The organism is Psychroserpens luteus, from assembly GCF_015319355.1.
GTDB classification, from domain to species: Bacteria; Bacteroidota; Bacteroidia; order Flavobacteriales; family Flavobacteriaceae; genus Psychroserpens; species Psychroserpens luteus.
Map to the genome: position 1 here is coordinate 669,803 of NZ_JADILU010000001.1, position 19,638 is coordinate 689,440.

Annotated in this window: 13 protein-coding genes; 12 read left to right on the forward strand and 1 reads right to left on the reverse strand. The window is 32.5% G+C overall.

The genetic code is table 11. From position 1 onward, the window contains the following. The first annotated feature begins 4 nt into the window (after positions 1 to 4). From IM744_RS02965 to IM744_RS02985, 5 genes are all read left to right on the forward strand, one after another. Positions 5 to 1,888: an alpha-amylase family glycosyl hydrolase gene (locus IM744_RS02965; RefSeq protein ID WP_194506595.1), complete on the forward strand. Its 1,884-nt coding sequence runs from the start codon at positions 5 to 7 to the stop codon at positions 1,886 to 1,888. 1 nt (position 1,889) lies between these two features. After that, positions 1,890 to 3,548, forward strand: coding sequence for an alpha-amylase family glycosyl hydrolase (locus tag IM744_RS02970; RefSeq protein WP_194506596.1), 1,659 nt, complete (start codon positions 1,890 to 1,892; stop codon positions 3,546 to 3,548). Positions 3,549 to 3,550: 2 nt separating this feature from the next. After that, positions 3,551 to 5,668, forward strand: coding sequence for a glycoside hydrolase family 97 protein (locus IM744_RS02975; protein ID WP_194506597.1), 2,118 nt, complete (start codon positions 3,551 to 3,553; stop codon positions 5,666 to 5,668). A gap of 4 nt (positions 5,669 to 5,672) precedes the next feature. Continuing rightward, positions 5,673 to 6,143: a hypothetical protein gene (locus IM744_RS02980; protein ID WP_194506598.1), complete on the forward strand. Its 471-nt coding sequence runs from the start codon at positions 5,673 to 5,675 to the stop codon at positions 6,141 to 6,143. Between the two features lie 93 nt (positions 6,144 to 6,236). Then, on the forward strand, positions 6,237 to 8,612 hold the full coding sequence (locus IM744_RS02985) for a GAF domain-containing protein (RefSeq protein WP_194506599.1): 2,376 nt from the start codon (positions 6,237 to 6,239) through the stop codon (positions 8,610 to 8,612). Here IM744_RS02985 and IM744_RS02990 read toward each other — a convergent pair. Continuing rightward, entirely contained in the window at positions 8,609 to 9,886 is a 1,278-nt protein-coding gene (locus tag IM744_RS02990) for a Pycsar system effector family protein (RefSeq protein WP_194506600.1), read from the reverse strand. The genes IM744_RS02985 and IM744_RS02990 overlap by 4 nt on opposite strands. Before the next feature lie 143 nt (positions 9,887 to 10,029). Here IM744_RS02990 and IM744_RS02995 point away from each other — a divergent pair, with 143 nt between their 5' ends. The 7 genes from IM744_RS02995 to IM744_RS03025 all read left to right on the forward strand — a co-directional run bounded on the left by IM744_RS02995 (position 10,030) and on the right by IM744_RS03025 (position 19,634). Continuing rightward, the gene (locus IM744_RS02995; protein WP_194506601.1) at positions 10,030 to 11,592 is read left to right on the forward strand and encodes a protein adenylyltransferase SelO; all 1,563 of its coding nucleotides are present in this window, start codon (positions 10,030 to 10,032) and stop codon (positions 11,590 to 11,592) included. Between the two features lie 116 nt (positions 11,593 to 11,708). Continuing rightward, entirely contained in the window at positions 11,709 to 11,990 is a 282-nt protein-coding gene (locus IM744_RS03000) for a DUF427 domain-containing protein (protein WP_194506602.1), read from the forward strand. Beyond that, on the forward strand, positions 11,990 to 12,520 hold the full coding sequence (locus IM744_RS03005; protein WP_194506603.1) for a peptide-methionine (S)-S-oxide reductase: 531 nt from the start codon (positions 11,990 to 11,992) through the stop codon (positions 12,518 to 12,520). Before IM744_RS03000 ends, IM744_RS03005 begins: the two co-directional genes overlap by 1 nt. Positions 12,521 to 12,526: 6 nt before the next feature. Further along, on the forward strand, positions 12,527 to 13,744 hold the full coding sequence (locus tag IM744_RS03010) for a bifunctional alpha/beta hydrolase/OsmC family protein (RefSeq protein WP_194506604.1): 1,218 nt from the start codon (positions 12,527 to 12,529) through the stop codon (positions 13,742 to 13,744). 18 nt (positions 13,745 to 13,762) lie between these two features. Beyond that, a complete protein-coding gene (egtB, locus tag IM744_RS03015; protein ID WP_194506605.1) occupies positions 13,763 to 14,908 on the forward strand; it encodes an ergothioneine biosynthesis protein EgtB in 1,146 nt (381 codons plus the stop codon). A 2-nt stretch (positions 14,909 to 14,910) separates the two neighbouring features. Continuing rightward, positions 14,911 to 15,855 (forward strand): L-histidine N(alpha)-methyltransferase, encoded by a 945-nt coding sequence (locus IM744_RS03020; protein ID WP_194506606.1) that lies wholly within the window; start codon positions 14,911 to 14,913, stop codon positions 15,853 to 15,855. Positions 15,856 to 15,929: 74 nt separating this feature from the next. Beyond that, the gene (locus IM744_RS03025; protein WP_194506607.1) at positions 15,930 to 19,634 is read left to right on the forward strand and encodes a metallophosphoesterase; all 3,705 of its coding nucleotides are present in this window, start codon (positions 15,930 to 15,932) and stop codon (positions 19,632 to 19,634) included. The last annotated feature ends 4 nt before the right edge of the window (positions 19,635 to 19,638 follow it).

Below are 19,638 nucleotides of genomic sequence, written 5' to 3' on the forward strand. Positions count from 1 at the left end.
CAAAATGAACTACATTAAATTTAATATCATCGCTATTGTATTGGTTTGTTTTTTTGGATGTAAAAACGAAGAAAAAAAAGTGCAAGAATCTACAACACCTAAAATAGAATTGAAGAAAAAGGAAGTCGTATATCAAGTTTTTACTAGACTTTTTGGGAACACAAACACCAACAACAAACCATGGGGAACTCTTGAGGAAAATGGTGTTGGAAAATTCAGTGATTTTAATGACAAAGCTTTAAAGAAAATTAAAGATTTAGGTGTGACGCATATTTGGTACACAGGAGTGCCTCATCATGATGTGATTACAGATTACACTAAATATGGAATTTCAAATGATGATCCAGATATCGTAAAAGGTCGTGCAGGTTCACCTTATGCAGTGAAAGATTATTATAATGTAAATCCAGATTTAGCAGATAATGTTGAGAATCGTTTAGCAGAGTTTGAGGCATTAATTGAGCGTTCCCACAAAGCAGGATTAAAAGTGATTATTGACATCGTGCCAAATCACGTCGCTAGAAATTATCAAAGTTTGTCAAATCCTGAGGGTGCTTCAGATTTTGGAGCAGAAGATAATACAACAGTTGTCTACGATGTGAATAACAATTTTTACTACAATCCAGGTGAAGCTTTCAAAGTACCAGAATGGAAACATGGCTATCAACCTTTAGGTGGAGAGAAAAATCCGTTAGCAGATAGTAAGTTTGAAGAAGTACCAGCAAAATGGACAGGAAATGGGTCAAGAGCATCGCAACCAGATGTCAACGATTGGTATGAAACTGTAAAAGTAAATTACGGAGTTTCACCAGAAGGAAGAAAGGATTTTGATGAACTTCCAGATGGTTACGATGAACAACATTATACAAAGCATTTTGATTTCTGGCAAGATAAAAAGATTCCGAGTTCATGGAAAAAATTTAAAGACATCGCATTATATTGGACAGCAAAAGGTGTCGATGGTTTCCGTTACGATATGGCAGAAATGGTACCTGTAGAGTTTTGGAGTTACATGAATTCACATATTAAAATGAAAAATCCAAATGCCTTTTTATTAGCTGAGGTGTATAATCCTAGTTTATATAGAGAATACATCAAAAAAGGAAAAATGGATTATTTGTATGATAAAGTTCAATTGTACGATACGATTAAACATGTGATGCAAGGTCACGGTAAGACAGATAATATTCCTCCAATTCTGGAAGATTTAAGTGATATTGAACATCACATGCTTCACTTCTTAGAAAATCATGATGAGCAAAGAATTGCAAGTCCAGATTTTGCAGGAAGTGCTAAAAAAGGTAAACCAGCAATGGTGGTTTCTACAACAGCAACAACAGCGCCAACAATGGTGTATTTCGGACAAGAATTCGGTGAACCAGGAGCAGAGGATTTAGGTTTTGGAGACCCAACGCGTACTTCTATTTTTGACTACGGAAGTGTGCCATCTATGGTAAGATGGGTCAACGACAAAAAATTTGATGGAGGCCAATCTACTTCCGAAGAAAAAGAACTCAGAGATTTTTACAAACGCCTACTCAACTTTACAATCAATAGTTCGGCTTTAGCTTCAAACTATAAAGATATTCATGCGTATAACCAGCAAAATACAGAATGGTATAACGATAAGGTTTTGTCATTCGTGCGTTGGAGTGATGATGAACAATTAATCATCGTATCTAATTTTAATGCTGAAAACACTTATGGTTTTGAATTACAAATCCCTTCGGAAATTTTAAAAACATGGAACCTTAGTGATGGAGAATACCAATTTGAAGATCAATTATACAATACCTATAATTCAACTTTAAAAGTAAATGGTGAGCAAGGTACTATTAGAATTGATGTAAAACCATTAGAGTCTTTCATTTTAAAACTGAAAAAATAATATGAGAAAATTAACCCTTTTTATATTAACAATTATGACCATCATGAGTTGTAAAACTGAAACAGCAGTAAAAGTCGAAAAGCCAAAAGCACCTTTTGTTTGGGAAGGAGCAAACCTCTATTTTTTGCTAACAGATCGTTTTAATAATGGAGATACAACAAATGATGTCAACTTTGATAGAACTAAAGAAACAGGAAAACTTCGCGGTTTTAAAGGTGGAGATATTAAAGGGATTACTCAAAAAGTAAAAGAAGGCTATTTTACAGATTTGGGTATCAATGCCATTTGGATGACTCCAGTCGTTGAGCAAATTCATGGAGGAACAGATGAAGGTACAGGAGTTACTTATGGTTTTCATGGTTATTGGGCAAAAGATTGGACAAAAATTGATCCTAATTTTGGCACAAAAGAAGATTTGCATGAGTTGGTGAAAGAAGCTCACGCTAGAGGTATTAGAATTGTTTTAGATGCTGTGATTAATCATACAGGTCCTGTGACAGACAAGGATCCGGTTTGGCCTGAGGATTGGGTGAGAACAAATCCTCAATGTACTTATGATAACTATGAAAATACAATAAGTTGCACTTTAGTTGCCAATCTTCCAGATATTAAAACCGAAAGCAATGAAAACGTAGATCTACCACCTCATTTAGTAGAAAAGTGGAAAACAGAAGGTCGATACGAACAAGAAATTAAAGAACTCGATGCCTTTTTTGAACGTACAGGTCACCCAAGAGCACCACGTTTTTATATCATGAAATGGTTAACAGATTATATTACAGAGTTTGGTGTAGATGGCTACAGAGCAGATACCGTAAAACATGTTGAAGAATACGTTTGGGAAGAGTTTAAAGCTGAATGTGATTATGCCTTTTCAGAATATAAAAAGAATAATACAGACAAAGTATTAGATGATAATGATTTCTACATTGTTGGTGAGGTCTATAATTATGGAGTAAGCTCAGGGCAGGAATTCAATTTTGGAGATCGAAAAGTGAATTATTTTAATCCACCAAGCTTTCAAAGTCTCATTAATTTCGAATTTAAATACAACGCCAAAGACAAAGATTACGAGGGTTTGTTTACTCATTATGATAAGATTTTACGTGGTGATTTAAAAGGTTTTGGAACATTAAACTATTTAAGTTCTCACGATGATGGAAGACCATTTGATGCAGTAAGAAAAAAGCCTTTTGAAACAGCTAATAAATTGTTGCTATCACCAGGAACGTCACAAGTTTATTATGGAGATGAATCATCTCGCTCGCTTGTAATTCCAGGTACAGATGGTGATGCGACGTTGCGATCAATGATGAATTGGGATTCTATTGCGAAACAAAAAAGAACAAAAGAAATCTTAACACACTGGCAAAAATTAGGAACGTTTAGAACCAACCATCCTGCGGTTGGTGCAGGAAAGCATCAAATGATTTCTCAAAATCCATATACGTTTTCTAGAAGTTATAACCTCGGAAATTTTAAAGACTTGGTTGTCATTGCTATGGATTTAGAAGCAGGTAAAAAGACCTTAAACGTAAAAGGGGTTTTTGAAGACGGAACATTACTTTTTGATGCATATTCTAATCAAGAAGTAACCGTTAAAAATGGAAAAGTAGAATTAGAATCTGAATTTAATATCATACTCTTAGAAGAGAAATAAGAATGAAAATATATCTATCAATTTTATCAATATTATGTTTGCTGTCTTGCAATTCTTCCGAAGAAAAAAGAGAGTTTAAAGCAGTATCTCCAGACGGAACAATTGAGGTTAGTTTTAATGTTACTCAAGAAGGTAAACCTTATTATCTCGTCATGAATAATAAAAATGTGGTTATTGATACATCATATTTAGGTTTTGAATTTAAAGATGCTCCAAATTTTGAAAAGAATTTCATCATTAAAAAATCACTGACCGAAACTCATAAAGAAACTTGGCAAATGCCTTGGGGAGAACAAGACACTGTTCAAAATAATTATAAAAAATTAAAAGTTTTTCTTCAAGAAAAAGTATCACCAGAGCGTTTCTTAAATATTGTATTTCGAGTGTATGATGATGGTATAGGGTTTAGATATGAATTCCCTAAACAGGCGAGATTAAGTGAAGTTGAAATTCTTGATGAACATACACAATTTAACTTAACTCAAGATTATAAAACGTTTTGGATTCCTGGCGATTGGGATATTTATGAGCATTTATACAGTACAACAAAACTGTCTAAAGTAGATGCTGTAAAATATGCTGAACACGTTAATTTGGCACAAACTTATATTCCGGAAAATGCAGTAAATACACCTGTTACTATGGTTGGTGAAAATGGTATGCATTTAAGTTTTCATGAAGCTGCGCTTTTAGATTATTCTGGAATGACATTAAAAGTGGATACTGAGAATCTTAAGCTAGAAAGTAATCTTGTAGGCTCTAAAAATACAGACTATAAGGTGAAAAGAAGTTTGCCTTTTAATACACCTTGGCGAACAATTCAAATCACAGATAATGCACCAGATTTGATTGAATCTAATTTGATAGTAAACCTAAATGAGCCAAATAAATTAGGAGATGTGTCATGGTTTAAACCCATGAAATATACAGGTGTTTGGTGGGAAATGCATTTAGGGAAATCCTCTTGGGATTACGGTATGGAAATGAAAGATGGTAAATGGACAGATACCGGAAAAGCACATGGAAAGCATGGAGCAACCACAGAGAATGTTAAGAATTTTATAGACTTTTCAGCCAGAAATAATATTGGAGGTGTTTTAGTTGAAGGCTGGAATACGGGTTGGGAACGTTGGATTGGTTTTGAAGATCGTGAAGGTGTTTTCGATTTTGTAACGACATACCCTGATTATGATATTGATGAAGTGGTTCGCTACGGAAAAGAGAAAGGTGTTGATATCATCATGCATCATGAAACATCTGCAGCGACTGAAACTTATGAAAAACAACAGGATACTGCGTACGCTTTAATGCAAAAGTACGGAATGCATGTAGTGAAATCTGGATACGTTGGAAAGATACTGCCAAAAGGAGAATATCATCATGGGCAATATATGGTCAATCAATATAATAATGCAGCCATAAAAGCAGCTAAATATGAAGTTGCTGTGAATGCCCATGAGCCAATAAAAGCAACTGGATTACGTAGAACATATCCAAATATTATTTCTAGAGAAGGTCTCCGTGGTCAGGAATTTAATGCTTGGGCAGAAGATGGTGGAAATCCTCCAGAGCATTTGCCAATTGTTGCATTCACAAGAATGCTTGCAGGACCAATTGATTTTACACCAGGAATTTTTAATATAAAATTTGATGAGTATAAAAAAGATAATCAAGTTAATACAACATTAGCTCAACAGCTAGCTTTGTATGTTGTGATTTATAGCCCAATACAAATGGCTGCAGATTTAGTAGAACATTATGAAGCTAATCCAGAACCTTTACAATTTATAAAAGATGTAGGTGTTGATTGGGAAAAGACTAAAGTATTGAATGGAGAGGTTGGTGAATATGTCACGATTGCTAGAAAAGAACGTGTCACAGGCAATTGGTTCTTAGGGAGTATTACTGATGAAAATCCTCGAGATTTAGAGATTAAATTTGATTTTTTAGACAGTAATCAAGATTATGAAGCGATCATTTATAAAGATGCTAAGAATGCACATTGGAACGATAATCCGTTAGCATTAGATATAGAAAAAATAATAATTAATAAAAGCACGATTTTAACTTTAAACCTTGCAGAAGGAGGAGGATGTGCAATTAGTATAATTAAAAAGTAAAATTATGAAAACCCTCATTTTAATAATGTTGATATTAACATCGACAGTTTCTTTTTCTCAAGTAGGAATCGGGACAACAACACCTCAAAGTACCTTAGATATTAATGGTAATTTATCAGTTAAAGTGGTTAACTTAAATGGAGGAAATTTTGCTAATAAAACGCCTATTGATGATGGTACATATGTTAACCTAAATCCTAATAATGGAGGGGTGAATTCTGGTAATGATTTTATTTTACCAGATGCTAATGCCTTTCCTGGACGTATATATATTCTTAGAAATAGGACAGATTTTGATCCTGCATACATATATACTGCAGGTGGAGATATCTTTACTGGAGATAGTAGGACAGCTATAACTCAGCCTTATCAAATGGAGTCAGATAACGACGCAAACGGTGGATCACCTTCTAAAACAATAATGGTAATAAGTGATGGTGATAACTGGACGTTTGGTTTTTTTAATAGAAATTAGCTGCGATTTTATGTAACTTATGAGTAGTAAGCTAATCTTATTTAAAACGACTAAGCTATTAATTCGTAAATTTGCATGACTGAAATTGTTGCTATGAATGACATAAACGAAAATATTGAATCTCCATTTAAATTAATGGTAAGTTTCGATAAACTTTTGAAATACTATGAGGAATTATCTCAAAGTGAAGATGAGTTTATAGCAGCGAAAGCACGTCGCGTTTTAAAGACTGCAAAAGGATTTCCAGAACTTCGAGAAGGAATTACGAATCCTAGTGATTTAGTTAAAAGAGAGAAAGAAATACGTATTGTCCTACAGGATTCTTTTAGTCCAATTTTGACTAATAATGAAATTAAAACAGCTTCTGTACCATTTCATAATTTGATTTTTAATTCTTCGGAAAGATTTAAATCTATAATCAAAACAGCTGGTGATGACTTTGAGTTAAAAATCAAAAACATGCCAAAAGATGATACATATATCACTGCATGTACTATTATTTTAGCTTTTTGTTATGGACATAATATCAATTTTAAAAGACCATTTTATTACGAAATTCCTGATGCTGATGGCATCATGCAATATTATAAAATCTTGTATAATGCAGATTTTATCGATATCACTCCAAATAAAAACGCTCCAAAAATTACTCAAGAAGATGCAGATGAATTATTAGATAATTTTGAGAACATGGAATTGTGGAAAAAAAAGTTTCCACCAAATAGCTACACATTTAAAGGTTTTGTAATCAGTAATATCTTTAATGTTACAGATGATCAATCGATTTCAAATATCAAATCTAGTTTAATTGGACAAGACAAAAGGAAAGATGATGGTTTTATGAAAGATTTTCATGAGATTTTCCAATCGCTTTTAGGTCTTAAAAATATTAAAGTAGGATTCTCTATTTATAATGAAGAAGAAGATGCTTTTGAGCATGTACATGGTGCTGGTATGAAAAGCTTCTTACTTAATAAGTTAGATTCTAATTCATGTAAAGGCGCTTTATGTGACATCTCGTACAATACATTATTGAAAGAAAAGAAATTCTATGCCATTTCTGATGTAGATAAATATTACAAGCTTTCAAAGGGGAAATCTCCACAATATAAAACACTCAAAGAACAAAATATAAAAAGCGCAATTTTAGCACCAATTGCCAATGAAGATGGTTTAATGGGTATTTTAGAAATTGTTTCTGAAGAACCTAAAGTCTTAAACAGTATCAATGCCAACAAGTTGGTAGATGTGATGCCTTTTATAGTTTCTGCAGTTGAACGTTCTAAAAATGAAGAGCAAAATTTAATTGAAGCTATTATTCAGCAAGAATGCACATCAATTCATCCAAGTGTGAATTGGCGTTTTGTTAAAGAAGCAAGAAACTTTATTAAAGATCAATTTAATGGCACTAAGCCTAATTTCAACAAAATAGCTTTCGAAAACATTTATCCTCTATTTGGTCAAATAGATATAAAGGGTTCTTCAGAAGCTAGAAATTTTGCTACTCAAAAGGATTTAACTATTCAACTAGAATCTATTAAGCTTATAATAGAGAATGCTTTTAAATTAGAAAAATTACCAATTTACGAGCAGTTCTTGTTCCAAATAAATAATTATTTAGAAGACTTAGATGTTCATTTTCAGGTAGATAGTGAGCAGCAAATTTCAGCATTTATAAAACAAGATATTGATCCCTTATTGGAACATTTAAATGCTATTGAATCTTTAAATGAAGAGGTGATTGCTTATTATGAGAGTATAGACGAAAATGTGAATGTTTTATACCACCATCGAAAAGATTATGATGATACTATTTCATTAATTAATAAAGAGATGGCAGCGCTTTTAGATAAAAAACAAGTTGAAGCTCAGGCTATGTATCCTCATTATTTTGAGCGTTTTAAGACCGATGGTGTTGAGCACAATATGTATATAGGAGAGTCTATAACTAAGGAAGATTCTTTTAATCCTATCTATTTATATAATTTAAGATTGTGGCAATTGCAGGTGATGTGTGAGATGGAAAATTCATTCTATTTAATGCAATCAGATTTTCCAATAAAGTTAGATGTAGCATCAATGATACTCGTGTTTAATCAGCCATTATCTATAAGTTTTAGAATGGATGAAAAGCAATTTGATGTGGATGGTACTTATAATGCCAGATATGAAATTGTAAAAAAACGAGTTGATAAAGCGCATATAAAAGGTACTACAGAGCGTTTAACTCAAAAAGGAAAAATTAGTATTGTCTATTCTCAAAAACAAGATGAAATAGAGTATTTGAGATATGTCAAATTCTTGCAATCTAAGAAGTACTTAGATGATGATGTTGAAATTGTAGAGCTTCAAGATTTACAAGCTGTTACAGGTCTAAAAGCTATTAGAGTGAGTGTGTTGTATCATAAAAATCAAGACGATAAATCGTTTTATACTTATGATGATTTAATGAAAGAAATTAACGCTTAAACATAATAACAGATTTTATCATTTTTATTGTCAGGATGTTTAATGATATGTACTTCAGATTCTGGATCTAATACTTCTTGAAGATCTATTCCTGGGTTGTTTTTTACAGCAATACCAAAAGCAATAAGGGATACAATAATACCAATCATAAAGACAGTATATGTAATACGTAGAATTCTATATTTACGTTCTAAAACCTTTCCTAAAAAATATAAATCTTTAGTTAATGCTTTGTAAATATATTCTTTATCATTTACTAATTCTTGGATTGCCCATTCAAACTCCTCTAGTTTCATTTTGTGAAAATTTCCGAAGAAACTCAAATTCACTTTTTGATTTTTTACATCTTCTTTAGTAAATTGTCCACTTGTAACATTTGGTCTAGTTGCTACGATAGACATCACCATTGAGATGACACTAAATAAAGTGAAGATTACTGTTGGCCAAGTTAGGTAAGGATTGGTGTCTAATTTGGAAATTAAATTAGACAAAACTACAGAAATAATAATCGCATTTACAGATAATAAAATATTGGCTTTTGTATCAGCTATATCACTAAGTTTAATATGATTTCTAAGTGCTGTTCTAAAAAATGTTTGCACTCCACGCTCAGGACTTTCATTTTTGTACTGCGCTTTATATTTAGCTTTCATTTCTTCTTTCTTAAGCTTGCTTTTTTGCTTTTTCTTAGCCTTCATAAGATTTGAAAGGTTTTTATCCTTTCTAGATTGCCAGTTTTTTAAAGCGTAATCTGTATAGTATTGGTGTCTCTTAGATAAAACTTTTATGTTTTCATTACGCCACTCTGTAGGAGAATAATTTTTCACACCTCTTAACTCCAACTCTTTTCTTAGAAACTCACTAGCTTCATCAAAATACTTTTTTCCAAAATGAGAAGCATCAGCATCTCTAATTATTTTACCGAGTTTAGTAACAGGAACTTCCTTGAATTTTGTTTCCATGATGCATGTGTTTACAGCATCAATGAGTGTTTTGTCAGCATTTTGTTTCGTTAAGAACTCTGTCGCAATTTCTACACCTTTTTCTTCATGATTTTCTACACCTTTGGTGTAACCAGTATCATGAAGTAACGCTGCTATTTTAAGAATTTGAGCTTCATCTTCTGTTACATCACTATTTTCTATAATTTCACGAGTGCTTTTTAGTACACGCTCTGTGTGTTTAAAATTGTGATATAAAAAAACAGGATCTAAATCTTTTTTGATAAGGTCAAATACAAATTCTTCAGTTTTTTTAACAAGGTCAGTAGTCATAAAAATCAATTATTGATTAAAGTAAAATTACAAAATTAAGAATTAACAAATTCTGTAATTTATCAATTGTATAAACGACAAAATTATTTGTAAATTATGTCTTTATTACTAAAAATAGTATTCATATCAATTAAAAAAGCAACATGCAGCTTAATATTAAAAATACTTTTACCAAAAACTTACCTTCAGATCCAATAATAGGCAATTCTAGGCGACAAGTCAAAGAGGCATGTTTTTCATATGTGTCACCTAAACAGACCAAAAAACCTGAAATATTGCACGTTTCCGAAGAAATGATAAACGCATTAGGCATGTCATCTAAAGATATGCATTCTCAAACGTTTAAAAATGTATTTACAGGAAATGAAGTTTTAGAACACACAACACCTTATGCTATGTGTTATGGCGGACATCAATTTGGCAATTGGGCAGGACAATTAGGAGACGGTAGAGCAATAAATTTATTTGAAGTAGAGCATAATAATAGGCAATGGCAAGTGCAACTCAAAGGTGCTGGAGAAACACCCTATTCTAGAACTGCAGATGGTTTAGCTGTTTTACGTTCTTCAATTAGAGAATACTTATGTAGCGAGGCCATGTTTCATTTAGGTGTGCCTACGACGAGAGCATTATCGTTGGCATTATCTGGAGATGAGGTGATGAGAGATATGTTGTATGACGGTAATCAGGCTTACGAAAAAGGTGCGATTGTATCTCGTGTAGCGCCTTCTTTTTTGCGCTTCGGAAATTTTGAAATTTTCGCAGCTAGGCAAGATCATAAAACCCTTAAAACTTTAGTTGATTATACCATTAAGAACTATTTCCCGAGTTTAGGAGAACCTTCAAAAGAAACTTACATTCAGTTTTTTGCTGAAGTGTCGCAACGCACTCTTGACATGATTCTTCATTGGCAACGTGTCGGTTTTGTTCATGGTGTGATGAATACAGATAATATGTCCATTCTTGGATTAACTATAGATTATGGTCCTTATGGATGGTTAGAAGGATTTGATTTTGGTTGGACGCCAAATACAACAGATAGTCAACATAAACGCTACCGTTATGGAAACCAGCCTAATATTGGACTTTGGAATTTATACCAACTCGCCAATGCGTTATATTCGTTAATTGAAGAGACTGAGCCTTTAGAAACAATTTTAGAGAATTATAAAACCGATTTTGAGAAAAAATCATTACAAATGATGCGTTCTAAATTAGGTTTGGTTAAAAATGACGACAGAGACAATGTGTTAGTTCAAAACTTGGAAGATGCTTTATTGTTAACCGAAACAGATATGACGATCTTCTTCAGAAATTTGAGCAACTTCAAAAAAGGTGATGCTATAAAAGGATTGGAGATTGTAAAGGATGCATTTTATATGCCAAATGAAGTATCTGATGCTGTTTCAAAACAATGGAATGACTGGTTTGAAAGTTATGATGTAAGATTGAAAAAGGAGTCGCTTTTAGATACAGAAAGGAAAACCAAAATGAATGCTGTGAACCCTAAATATGTACTTAGGAACTATATGTCACAATTAGCAATTGACGATGCAAATAAAGGCGATTACAAATTAATTGATGAGTTGTTTCAATTATTTAAGAAACCATATGATGAACAACCTGAAAATGAAAAGTGGTTTACAAAACGACCAGATTGGGCAAGACATAAAGTAGGTTGTTCTATGTTGTCTTGTAGTTCATAATGTGAATATTAGAACGTGTAAATGAACTGTTAGAAGGTTTTGTGTAGTTGCATTTCAGCATAAAAAATAAAGAGATACTAGAGTCAGTTTTTAAATAATTATAAAATAGTAAGCGTATGAAAGCCATTTGGAATAACGAAATCATAGCAGAAAGTGATAACACAATTGTCATAGAAAACAACCATTATTTTCCGCCAGAAAGCATTAATAAAGATTTTTTTAAAGCTAGTGATTTACATAGTACATGCGCATGGAAAGGTGAGGCTTCATACTATACTCTAGACGTTAACGGAAAAGAAAATAGAGATGCTGCATGGTATTATCCAGAAGTGTCTCAATTAGCTAAATCTATAAAAGGTTATATCGCTTTTTGGAGAGGTGTTGAGGTCGTAAAATAATGACAAACTTAGAAAAAATAGGATTTGGAGGTGGTTGCCATTGGTGTACAGAAGCAGTGTTTCAATCTTTGAAAGGAGTAATGTCTGTTGAGCAAGGTTATATCGCATCAATAGATGAGAATTCTAGTTTTTCTGAAGGTGTTTGTGTTAATTATAATCCTATAACAGTTAATGTTCAATTATTAATAGAAGTACATTTATTGACTCATAAAAGTACAGTAAATCATTCTATGCGTGATAAGTATCGGTCTGCTATTTATACGTTTTCAGAAGAACAAAAATTGAATGCTGAGAATATTTTAGAGGTTTTAAATGAGAAATATCAAAACAAATTAGTGACACTTGTTTTAAATTTTGGCGAGTTTAAAGCTTCAAGAGAAGAGATTACAAATTATTACTATAATAATCCTGAAAAACCATTTTGTGAGACTTTTATAAATCCAAAATTGAGATTGCTTTTAGAAAATTATAGTGCTTATATAGATCATGAGAAACTCAATCATTTAAAGGTTGAATCCTTATTACAATAAAAAATTATGAATAGTAAAAAATTAATAATAGAAAATAAAAAAGGAGTTAAGCTTCAAGCGTATTTGGAATTGCCTGCAAATCAAAAACCAAACTACTTTGCGATTTTTGCACATTGTTTTACGTGCAGCAGTTCTTTAGGAGCTGTACGGAACATTAGTAGAGCGCTTACTAATCATGGTTTTGGAGTTGTGCGATTTGATTTCACAGGTTTAGGACGTAGTGAAGGCGAGTTTGCAGATAGTTATTTTTCGGCAAATGTTGATGATCTTATAGCTGTTAATGATTTTCTTAAAGAGAATTACAAAGCGCCATCATTATTAGTTGGTCATTCTCTTGGAGGTGCTGCAGTTTTAGTTGCTGCTTCTAAATTAGAAAATATAAAGGCTGTTGCTACAATTGGAGCTCCTTCAACAGTGAGTCATGTTAAGCATTTGTTCTCTCACGATATTGACGACATAAAAAATAAAGGTCGCGTTGAAGTTAATATTGGAGGAAGACCTTTCAAAATTGATGAGGAGTTTGTGTCTGATTTTGATAAAACTGATTTGCCAGAAGTTGTTAAATCATTAAGAAAGCCATTACTTATTTTACATTCTCCCGTAGATGCTATTGTTGGTATTAAAAATGCAGAACAATTGTATCATAGCGCACATCATCCTAAAAGTTTTGTGAGTTTAGATAATGCAGATCATTTATTAACTAACTCTCAAGACAGTTTGTATGTTGGAGAGATGATTGGTAGTTGGGTAAAACGATATTTTCCGCAGCAAGAAAATACAATGTTAGATATTGCAGGAGAACAATTGGTAGCACACTTAAATTTAAAAGAAGATAATTTTACAACAACGATACAAACCGCAAAGCATAGTTTTATTGCAGATGAACCAGACTCGGTTGGAGGAGATGACTTTGGTCCTTCGCCTTACGATTTCTTGAGTGCAGGATTGGCTGCTTGTACAGTCATGACACTTAAATTATATGCTGAACGGAAAAAATGGGATTTGCAAGAAGTGTACGCTCATATCACGTATTCTAAAAAGCATAGTGATGATTTAATGTTAGACTTAGATAAGCCAACTCGTATTGATCATTTATCAAAAAAGTTAACTTTTATTGGAAACTTAGATGAGTCACAAAGACAGCGATTAAAAGAAATTGCTTCAAAATGTCCAGTCCATAAAACATTACAAAGCGAAGTAATAATTGAAACAGAACTTATTTAAAATATTTATTGCCAATCAATGACTTTAAAAGATTCATATTTAAATACACGACAAAGATTTGTAACCATATGTAAATCTCTCAAAACTGAGGATTACTCTGTGCAACCTAAGATTTTTGTGTCGCCTCCAAAATGGCATTTAGCTCATAGTACATGGTTTTTTGAGCAATTTGTGCTTTCAGAATTTAAAAAAGATTATAAGATTTTTGACGAAGATTTTGCCTATTTATTTAATAGTTATTACAATAATGCAGGCAAACGAGTCTTACGACCAAATAGAGGTTTGATGACGCGCCCAACAGTTGATGAAGTATATCAATATCGAAAATATGTTGACGAGCAAATAGTCGATTTTTTAAATCAAAACCCTTCAGAGAAAGCTAAGGAAATCATAGAGCTTGGGATTCAACATGAGCAACAACATCAAGAATTGTTTTATTATGATATCAAGTATATTTTAGGAAATCAACCTACGTTTCCAACCGTTGAAAATAATATTCATTTAGCTGAAATTGAACAACCTTCAAAATGGTTAAAAGTAAATGAAGGCATTTATGATATTGGACATAAAGAGAATGCATTTTGTTATGACAATGAGTTAGGAAGACACAAGGTTTTTCTGCATGAATTTGAAATATCAGATCAACTTGTTACCAATGAAGATTATATAAAATTCATTGAAGCTGGAGGTTATCAAGATTTTAATTTATGGCATGCCGAAGGTTGGGATTTTATAAAACAAAATGAAATCGAAGCACCAGAATATTGGCATAAAGTTGATGGGAAATGGCATCAATATACATTGCAAGGTTTTCAAGAAGTTAATTTGAAAGAACCAGTGAGTCATTTGAGTTTGTATGAAGCTTATGCTTATGCAGAGTGGAAGCAAATGCGCTTACCAACAGAGTTTGAATGGGAAGTTGCTTCAAAGCAATTTGATTATGGGCAATTATGGGAGTGGACTAATAGTGCTTACTTACCATATCCTAATTTTTCTAAAGCACCAGGAGCTCTAGGAGAATACAATGGTAAATTTATGATTAATCAAATGGTGCTCAGAGGCGCTTCAATAGCCACTGTAGATAATCATAGTAGATTAACATATCGCAATTTTTTTCATCCAGAAATGAGATGGCAATTTTCAGGAATTAGATTAGTAAAATAAGTATGAATAACACATTTGCAAAAGACATTATTAAAGGGTTAACTGCTGAAAATAAGCACCTGTCTTCAAAATATTTTTATGACGATAATGGGAGTCGAATTTTCCAAGAGATTATGCAGATGCCAGAATATTATCTTACAGATTCTGAGTTTGAAATTCTTTCGCTTCAATCACAACAAATCGTTGATGCTCTAGATTTTAATCAACCATTTAATATAATAGAATTGGGTGCTGGTGATGGTTTTAAAACTTTTAAACTGCTTGAGCATCTAGTTAATACTGAAGTAGAGTTTAATTATGTGCCAATTGATATATCTCAAGAAGCAATTACAATACTTACAGAAAAATTAAAGAAACGCTTACCCAAGTTGTCTATTCAGCCTAAAGTAGGTGATTATTTTGAAATTCTTAAAGAAGAATCAGAAAATGAAATTCCAAGTTTACTCTTGTTTTTAGGAAGTAATGTTGGTAATTATTTAGAGGATCAAGCTATCGATTTACTCAAGCTTTTTAATCAAAATATGAATGTGAATGACAAGTTATTAATTGGTATTGATTTAAAGAAAAATCCAATTACAGTTCATAATGCATATTATGATAAATTGGGAGTTACAAAGCGCTTTAATTTGAATTTATTGATCCGTATCAATAGAGAATTTGATGCTAATTTCAAAATCGATGATTTTGATTTTTATTGCCATTACAATCCGTTAAATGGTGAAGTAAAAAGCTACATCGTGAGTTTGAAATCACAAGAAGTTCATATTCAAAAACTAGACACTACAATTGCTTTTGAGCAAAATGAATTAATATGGACAGAGTTGTCAAAGAAGTATGCGCTTAGTGAAATTGAAGTATTGGCTGGTCAGGCGAATTTCAGTATTAAAAATCATTTTTTAGATTGTAAGCATTATTTCACAGATAGCCTCTGGGTCAAATTAGGGTAAGAATCAACATCTTTAGGGATAAAGGCAAATAGAATGAAACCTTTAACCTTATTTTGTAAATTAAATTGAATACAATGATTAACATTAAGAGATCGACCATAATTATTATTTCATGTTTCCTTTTTAATGCATGTGCAACCCATAAGGCACAGTATAAAGACGAATCTTCAAAATTAGCTGAACGCCCAAATAAAGAAATTGAGAAAGTATTTTACTTGATTGGTGATGCTGGTAAATCACCTCAAGGTGGCATGTCTAAAGCGTTAACCGCTTTTAATAATCATATTGCTAACAAAGACACCAAAAACGACTATACTATATTTTTAGGAGATAATATTTATCCAGAAGGCTTGCCTGCTAAAGGGGAAGAGGGTAGAGAGAATGCTGAAAATGCTCTTAATGGTCAAATAAAAGCTGTAGAGAATTTTAAAGGAGAAGTTTTATTTATTCCAGGAAATCATGATTGGTATGCTGGAGGAATTAAAGGCTTAAAACGTCAAGAAAAATACATTGAGGAGGCTCTTGGGAAGAATACATTTCAACCAGAGAATGGTTGTCCATTAGAAAGTATAGATGTAAGTGAAACTATTCAATTAATAGCAATAGACACGCAATGGTATTTAGAAAACTGGAATGAAAATCCAGCTATAAATGATGAGTGTGAGATAAAAACACGTGAACGATTCTTTGAAGAATTAGAAGGTGAAATTAAGAAAGCTCAAAACAAAACTATTGTATTTGCAATGCATCATCCACTATATACAAATGGTGTTCATGGAGGATATTATGCAGCCGATAAACATTTATATCCAACACAAAAAAAGATTCCTGTTCCAATATTTGCGTCTTTAATTTCTCAAATTAGAACGCAAGGAGGTGTTTCTATTCAAGATCGTTTTAATGAACGTTATAATAAGCTTATGAGTCGTATCGAGACTATGGCTTTTGAATCTGAAAATTTAGTTTTTGTTTCTGGACACGAGCATACATTACAGTACATTGAGCAAGACCGTATTAAACAAATTGTGTCTGGTGCTGGCGCAAAAGAATCATCTGCGCAATTAAGTAATAATGGTTTGTTTTCCTACGGAAAGCAAGGTTTTGCTGAGTTAACCATATATAAAGATGGAAGCAGTTGGGTGACGATTTATGGAGAAGAAAATGGAGAGCCAAAACGTCTCTTTGCCAAGCAAGTTTATGAGCCAGCTAAAGATTATGATGTTTCAAAATTACCAGATAGTTTTCCTCAAGAGGTCGAAGCTTCTGTTTATTCTAAAGAAGAAACAGATAAAACAGGTTTTTTTGAGTCTGTTTGGGGAAGTCATTATCGAGATATCTACAGTACTAAAATTACAGCTCAGGTAGCAACATTAGATACACTTTATGGAGGATTAGAAGTTGTAAGAGCTGGAGGAGGTCATCAAACAAGGTCTTTACGTTTAAAAACAAAAGATGGTAGGGAATTAAATATGAGAGCATTAAGAAAAAGTGCTACTCAATATTTACAAGCTGTATTATTTAAGGATACTTATATCCAAGATGAATTTGAAAAAACAGCGGTAGAAGGATTGATTCAAGATTTTTATACAGCTGCTCACCCTTATGCTTTTACTGTGGTACCAGATCTTTCTGATGCTGCGGAAATTTTTCATACCAATCCAAAGATTTATTTCATTCCGAAGCATAAACACTTAGGAAGATATAATAATGATTACGGAGGAGAATTGTATATGATTGAAGAGCGTCCAGAAGATAATTACTCAGGTGAGCGCAACTTTGGTTTTGCAGATGACATAGAAAGTACTCACGATATTATTGCAAAGGTAAGAGAAGATGAAAAATATAAAATTGATGAGAATGCATATGTAAGAGCGCGCTTGTTTGATATGCTTATTGGTGATTGGGATAGACACCAGGATCAATGGCGTTGGGCGCAATTTGACCAAGATAATGGCGATAAATGGTATAGGCCAATTCCAAGAGATAGAGATCAAGTGTTTTCTAATTTTGATGGTGCGTTATTAGATGTTATGAAAATTATTTCTGGCTCTACAAAACAACTGCAGGTGTATGATGAAGACCTAAAAGATATTGAATGGATGAATGCTGCAGGTGTAAAACTAGATCGCGTTATGGTTCAACAATCAACTAAAGAAAAATGGTTAGAACATGCTCAGTTTTTACAAGATAATATAACAGATGAAGTTATAGAAAAAGCATTTTCTAAAGTTCCTAAAGAAGTACAAGATGCTACTTTGGAGGATATTAAGAAAAAACTCAAAGGCAGACGTTCAAACCTTTTAGATATTGCAACTAGATATTATGACTTCCTTAATGAGTTAGTCATATTAACAGGAACAGATAAAGATGATTATATTGAAGTTTCTAGAATTGCAGATAATGAAACACATGTTAAGATCTCAAGAATTAAAGATGGAGAAAAAGGTGAAGTAATAGTTGATAAAACTTTTCATAAAGATGTTACCAAAGAGATTTGGATTTATGGTTTAGATGATAAAGATGTTTTTGAAGTAACTGGTAGAGCTAATAATCTCATTTTCACAAGACTTATTGGAGGGCAGGAAGATGATACTTACATCATTAAATCTGGTCGAAGAGTGAAAGTTTACGATCATGAAAGTAAACCTAATACCATCCAGGAAAACAATGGAGCGAAGATTAGGTTGACAGATATTTATAAACTCAATCTTTTTGATTTTCAAAAACATATAGTAAATACAAGTGTGATTACTCCTGCAGTTGGGTTTAATCCAGATGATGGTGTGTCTTTAGGCTTACAGTTTGTGAAAACTAAAAAAGGTTTCCAAAGAAATCCTTTTTCTCAACAACACCGATTTAAAGGTGGTTATTTCTTTGCAACCAGTGGATTCTCTTTAGTGTATGATGGCGAGTTTGCTAATGTTATGAATGATTGGAATTTACATGTTGGTGGTCAATTCACATCAGAAAACTTTACTAATAACTTTTTTGGCTACGGAAATGAAACCGAAAATTTAGATGACGATCTAGATCTGGATTATAATCGTGTAAAAACGAGTATTTATATGGCGAAAGCTGGAATTCTTAAAAAAGGAGATTTTGGTAGTGATTATGGGTTTAGAGCAATCTTTGAAGCTATAGAGATTGATGATACACCTGATCGATTTATTACAGATTTCGCAGTGCCATATGAAGGATTCTATGAAAGACGCCTTTTTGGAGCATTAGAAGCAGAATACAAATATGCCAGTTTTGATAATAAAATAAATCCTACAAGAGGAATGACATTTTTAATCAATGTTGGTGGAAAAACAGAATTTGAAGATACAAAGAATACTTATGGCTACATTAATTCAGATTTAGGCTTTTATAATTCATTAAGTCGAAATCGAAAATTAGTTTTAAAAACAGATGCAAGATTACAAGTAAGAGTTGGAGATGATTTGGTGTTTTATCAAGCGTCTAATATTGGTGGTCAAAATGGTTTAAGAGGTTATAGAACAGAACGATTTACAGGAAAAAGTGCCTTTGTAGGTAGTACAGATTTAAGATATAGTTTCAATTCATTCAAAACAAAAACATTACCACTTCAAATGGGTGTTTTTGGAGGGTTTGATGTTGGTCGCGTTTGGTTGAAAGGAGATTTTTCAGATAAATGGCATAACGATTATGGAGGTGGATTTTGGATCACTGCAGCAGATAGTTTATCAGGAACTTTCAATCTATTTAATAGTGAAGAAGGTGTACGATTCTCTTTTGGGTTTGGTTTGAATTTTTAAAATT

Excerpts from the sequence above, each read along its gene's own strand:
- IM744_RS02985 (WP_194506599.1), top strand. The coding sequence starts at position 6,237 with ATGAATGACATAAACGAAAATATTGAATCTCCATTTAAATTAATGGTA.
- egtB (WP_194506605.1), top strand. The coding sequence starts at position 13,763 with ATGACTTTAAAAGATTCATATTTAAATACACGACAAAGATTTGTAACC.
- IM744_RS03005 (WP_194506603.1), top strand. The coding sequence starts at position 11,990 with ATGACAAACTTAGAAAAAATAGGATTTGGAGGTGGTTGCCATTGGTGT.
- IM744_RS03025 (WP_194506607.1), top strand. The coding sequence starts at position 15,930 with ATGATTAACATTAAGAGATCGACCATAATTATTATTTCATGTTTCCTT.
- IM744_RS02965 (WP_194506595.1), top strand. The coding sequence starts at position 5 with ATGAACTACATTAAATTTAATATCATCGCTATTGTATTGGTTTGTTTT.
- IM744_RS03020 (WP_194506606.1), top strand. The coding sequence starts at position 14,911 with ATGAATAACACATTTGCAAAAGACATTATTAAAGGGTTAACTGCTGAA.
- IM744_RS02980 (WP_194506598.1), top strand. The coding sequence starts at position 5,673 with ATGAAAACCCTCATTTTAATAATGTTGATATTAACATCGACAGTTTCT.
- IM744_RS02975 (WP_194506597.1), top strand. The coding sequence starts at position 3,551 with ATGAAAATATATCTATCAATTTTATCAATATTATGTTTGCTGTCTTGC.
- IM744_RS03000 (WP_194506602.1), top strand. The coding sequence starts at position 11,709 with ATGAAAGCCATTTGGAATAACGAAATCATAGCAGAAAGTGATAACACA.
- IM744_RS02990 (WP_194506600.1), bottom strand. The coding sequence starts at position 9,886 with ATGACTACTGACCTTGTTAAAAAAACTGAAGAATTTGTATTTGACCTT.
- IM744_RS02970 (WP_194506596.1), top strand. The coding sequence starts at position 1,890 with ATGAGAAAATTAACCCTTTTTATATTAACAATTATGACCATCATGAGT.
- IM744_RS03010 (WP_194506604.1), top strand. The coding sequence starts at position 12,527 with ATGAATAGTAAAAAATTAATAATAGAAAATAAAAAAGGAGTTAAGCTT.
- IM744_RS02995 (WP_194506601.1), top strand. The coding sequence starts at position 10,030 with ATGCAGCTTAATATTAAAAATACTTTTACCAAAAACTTACCTTCAGAT.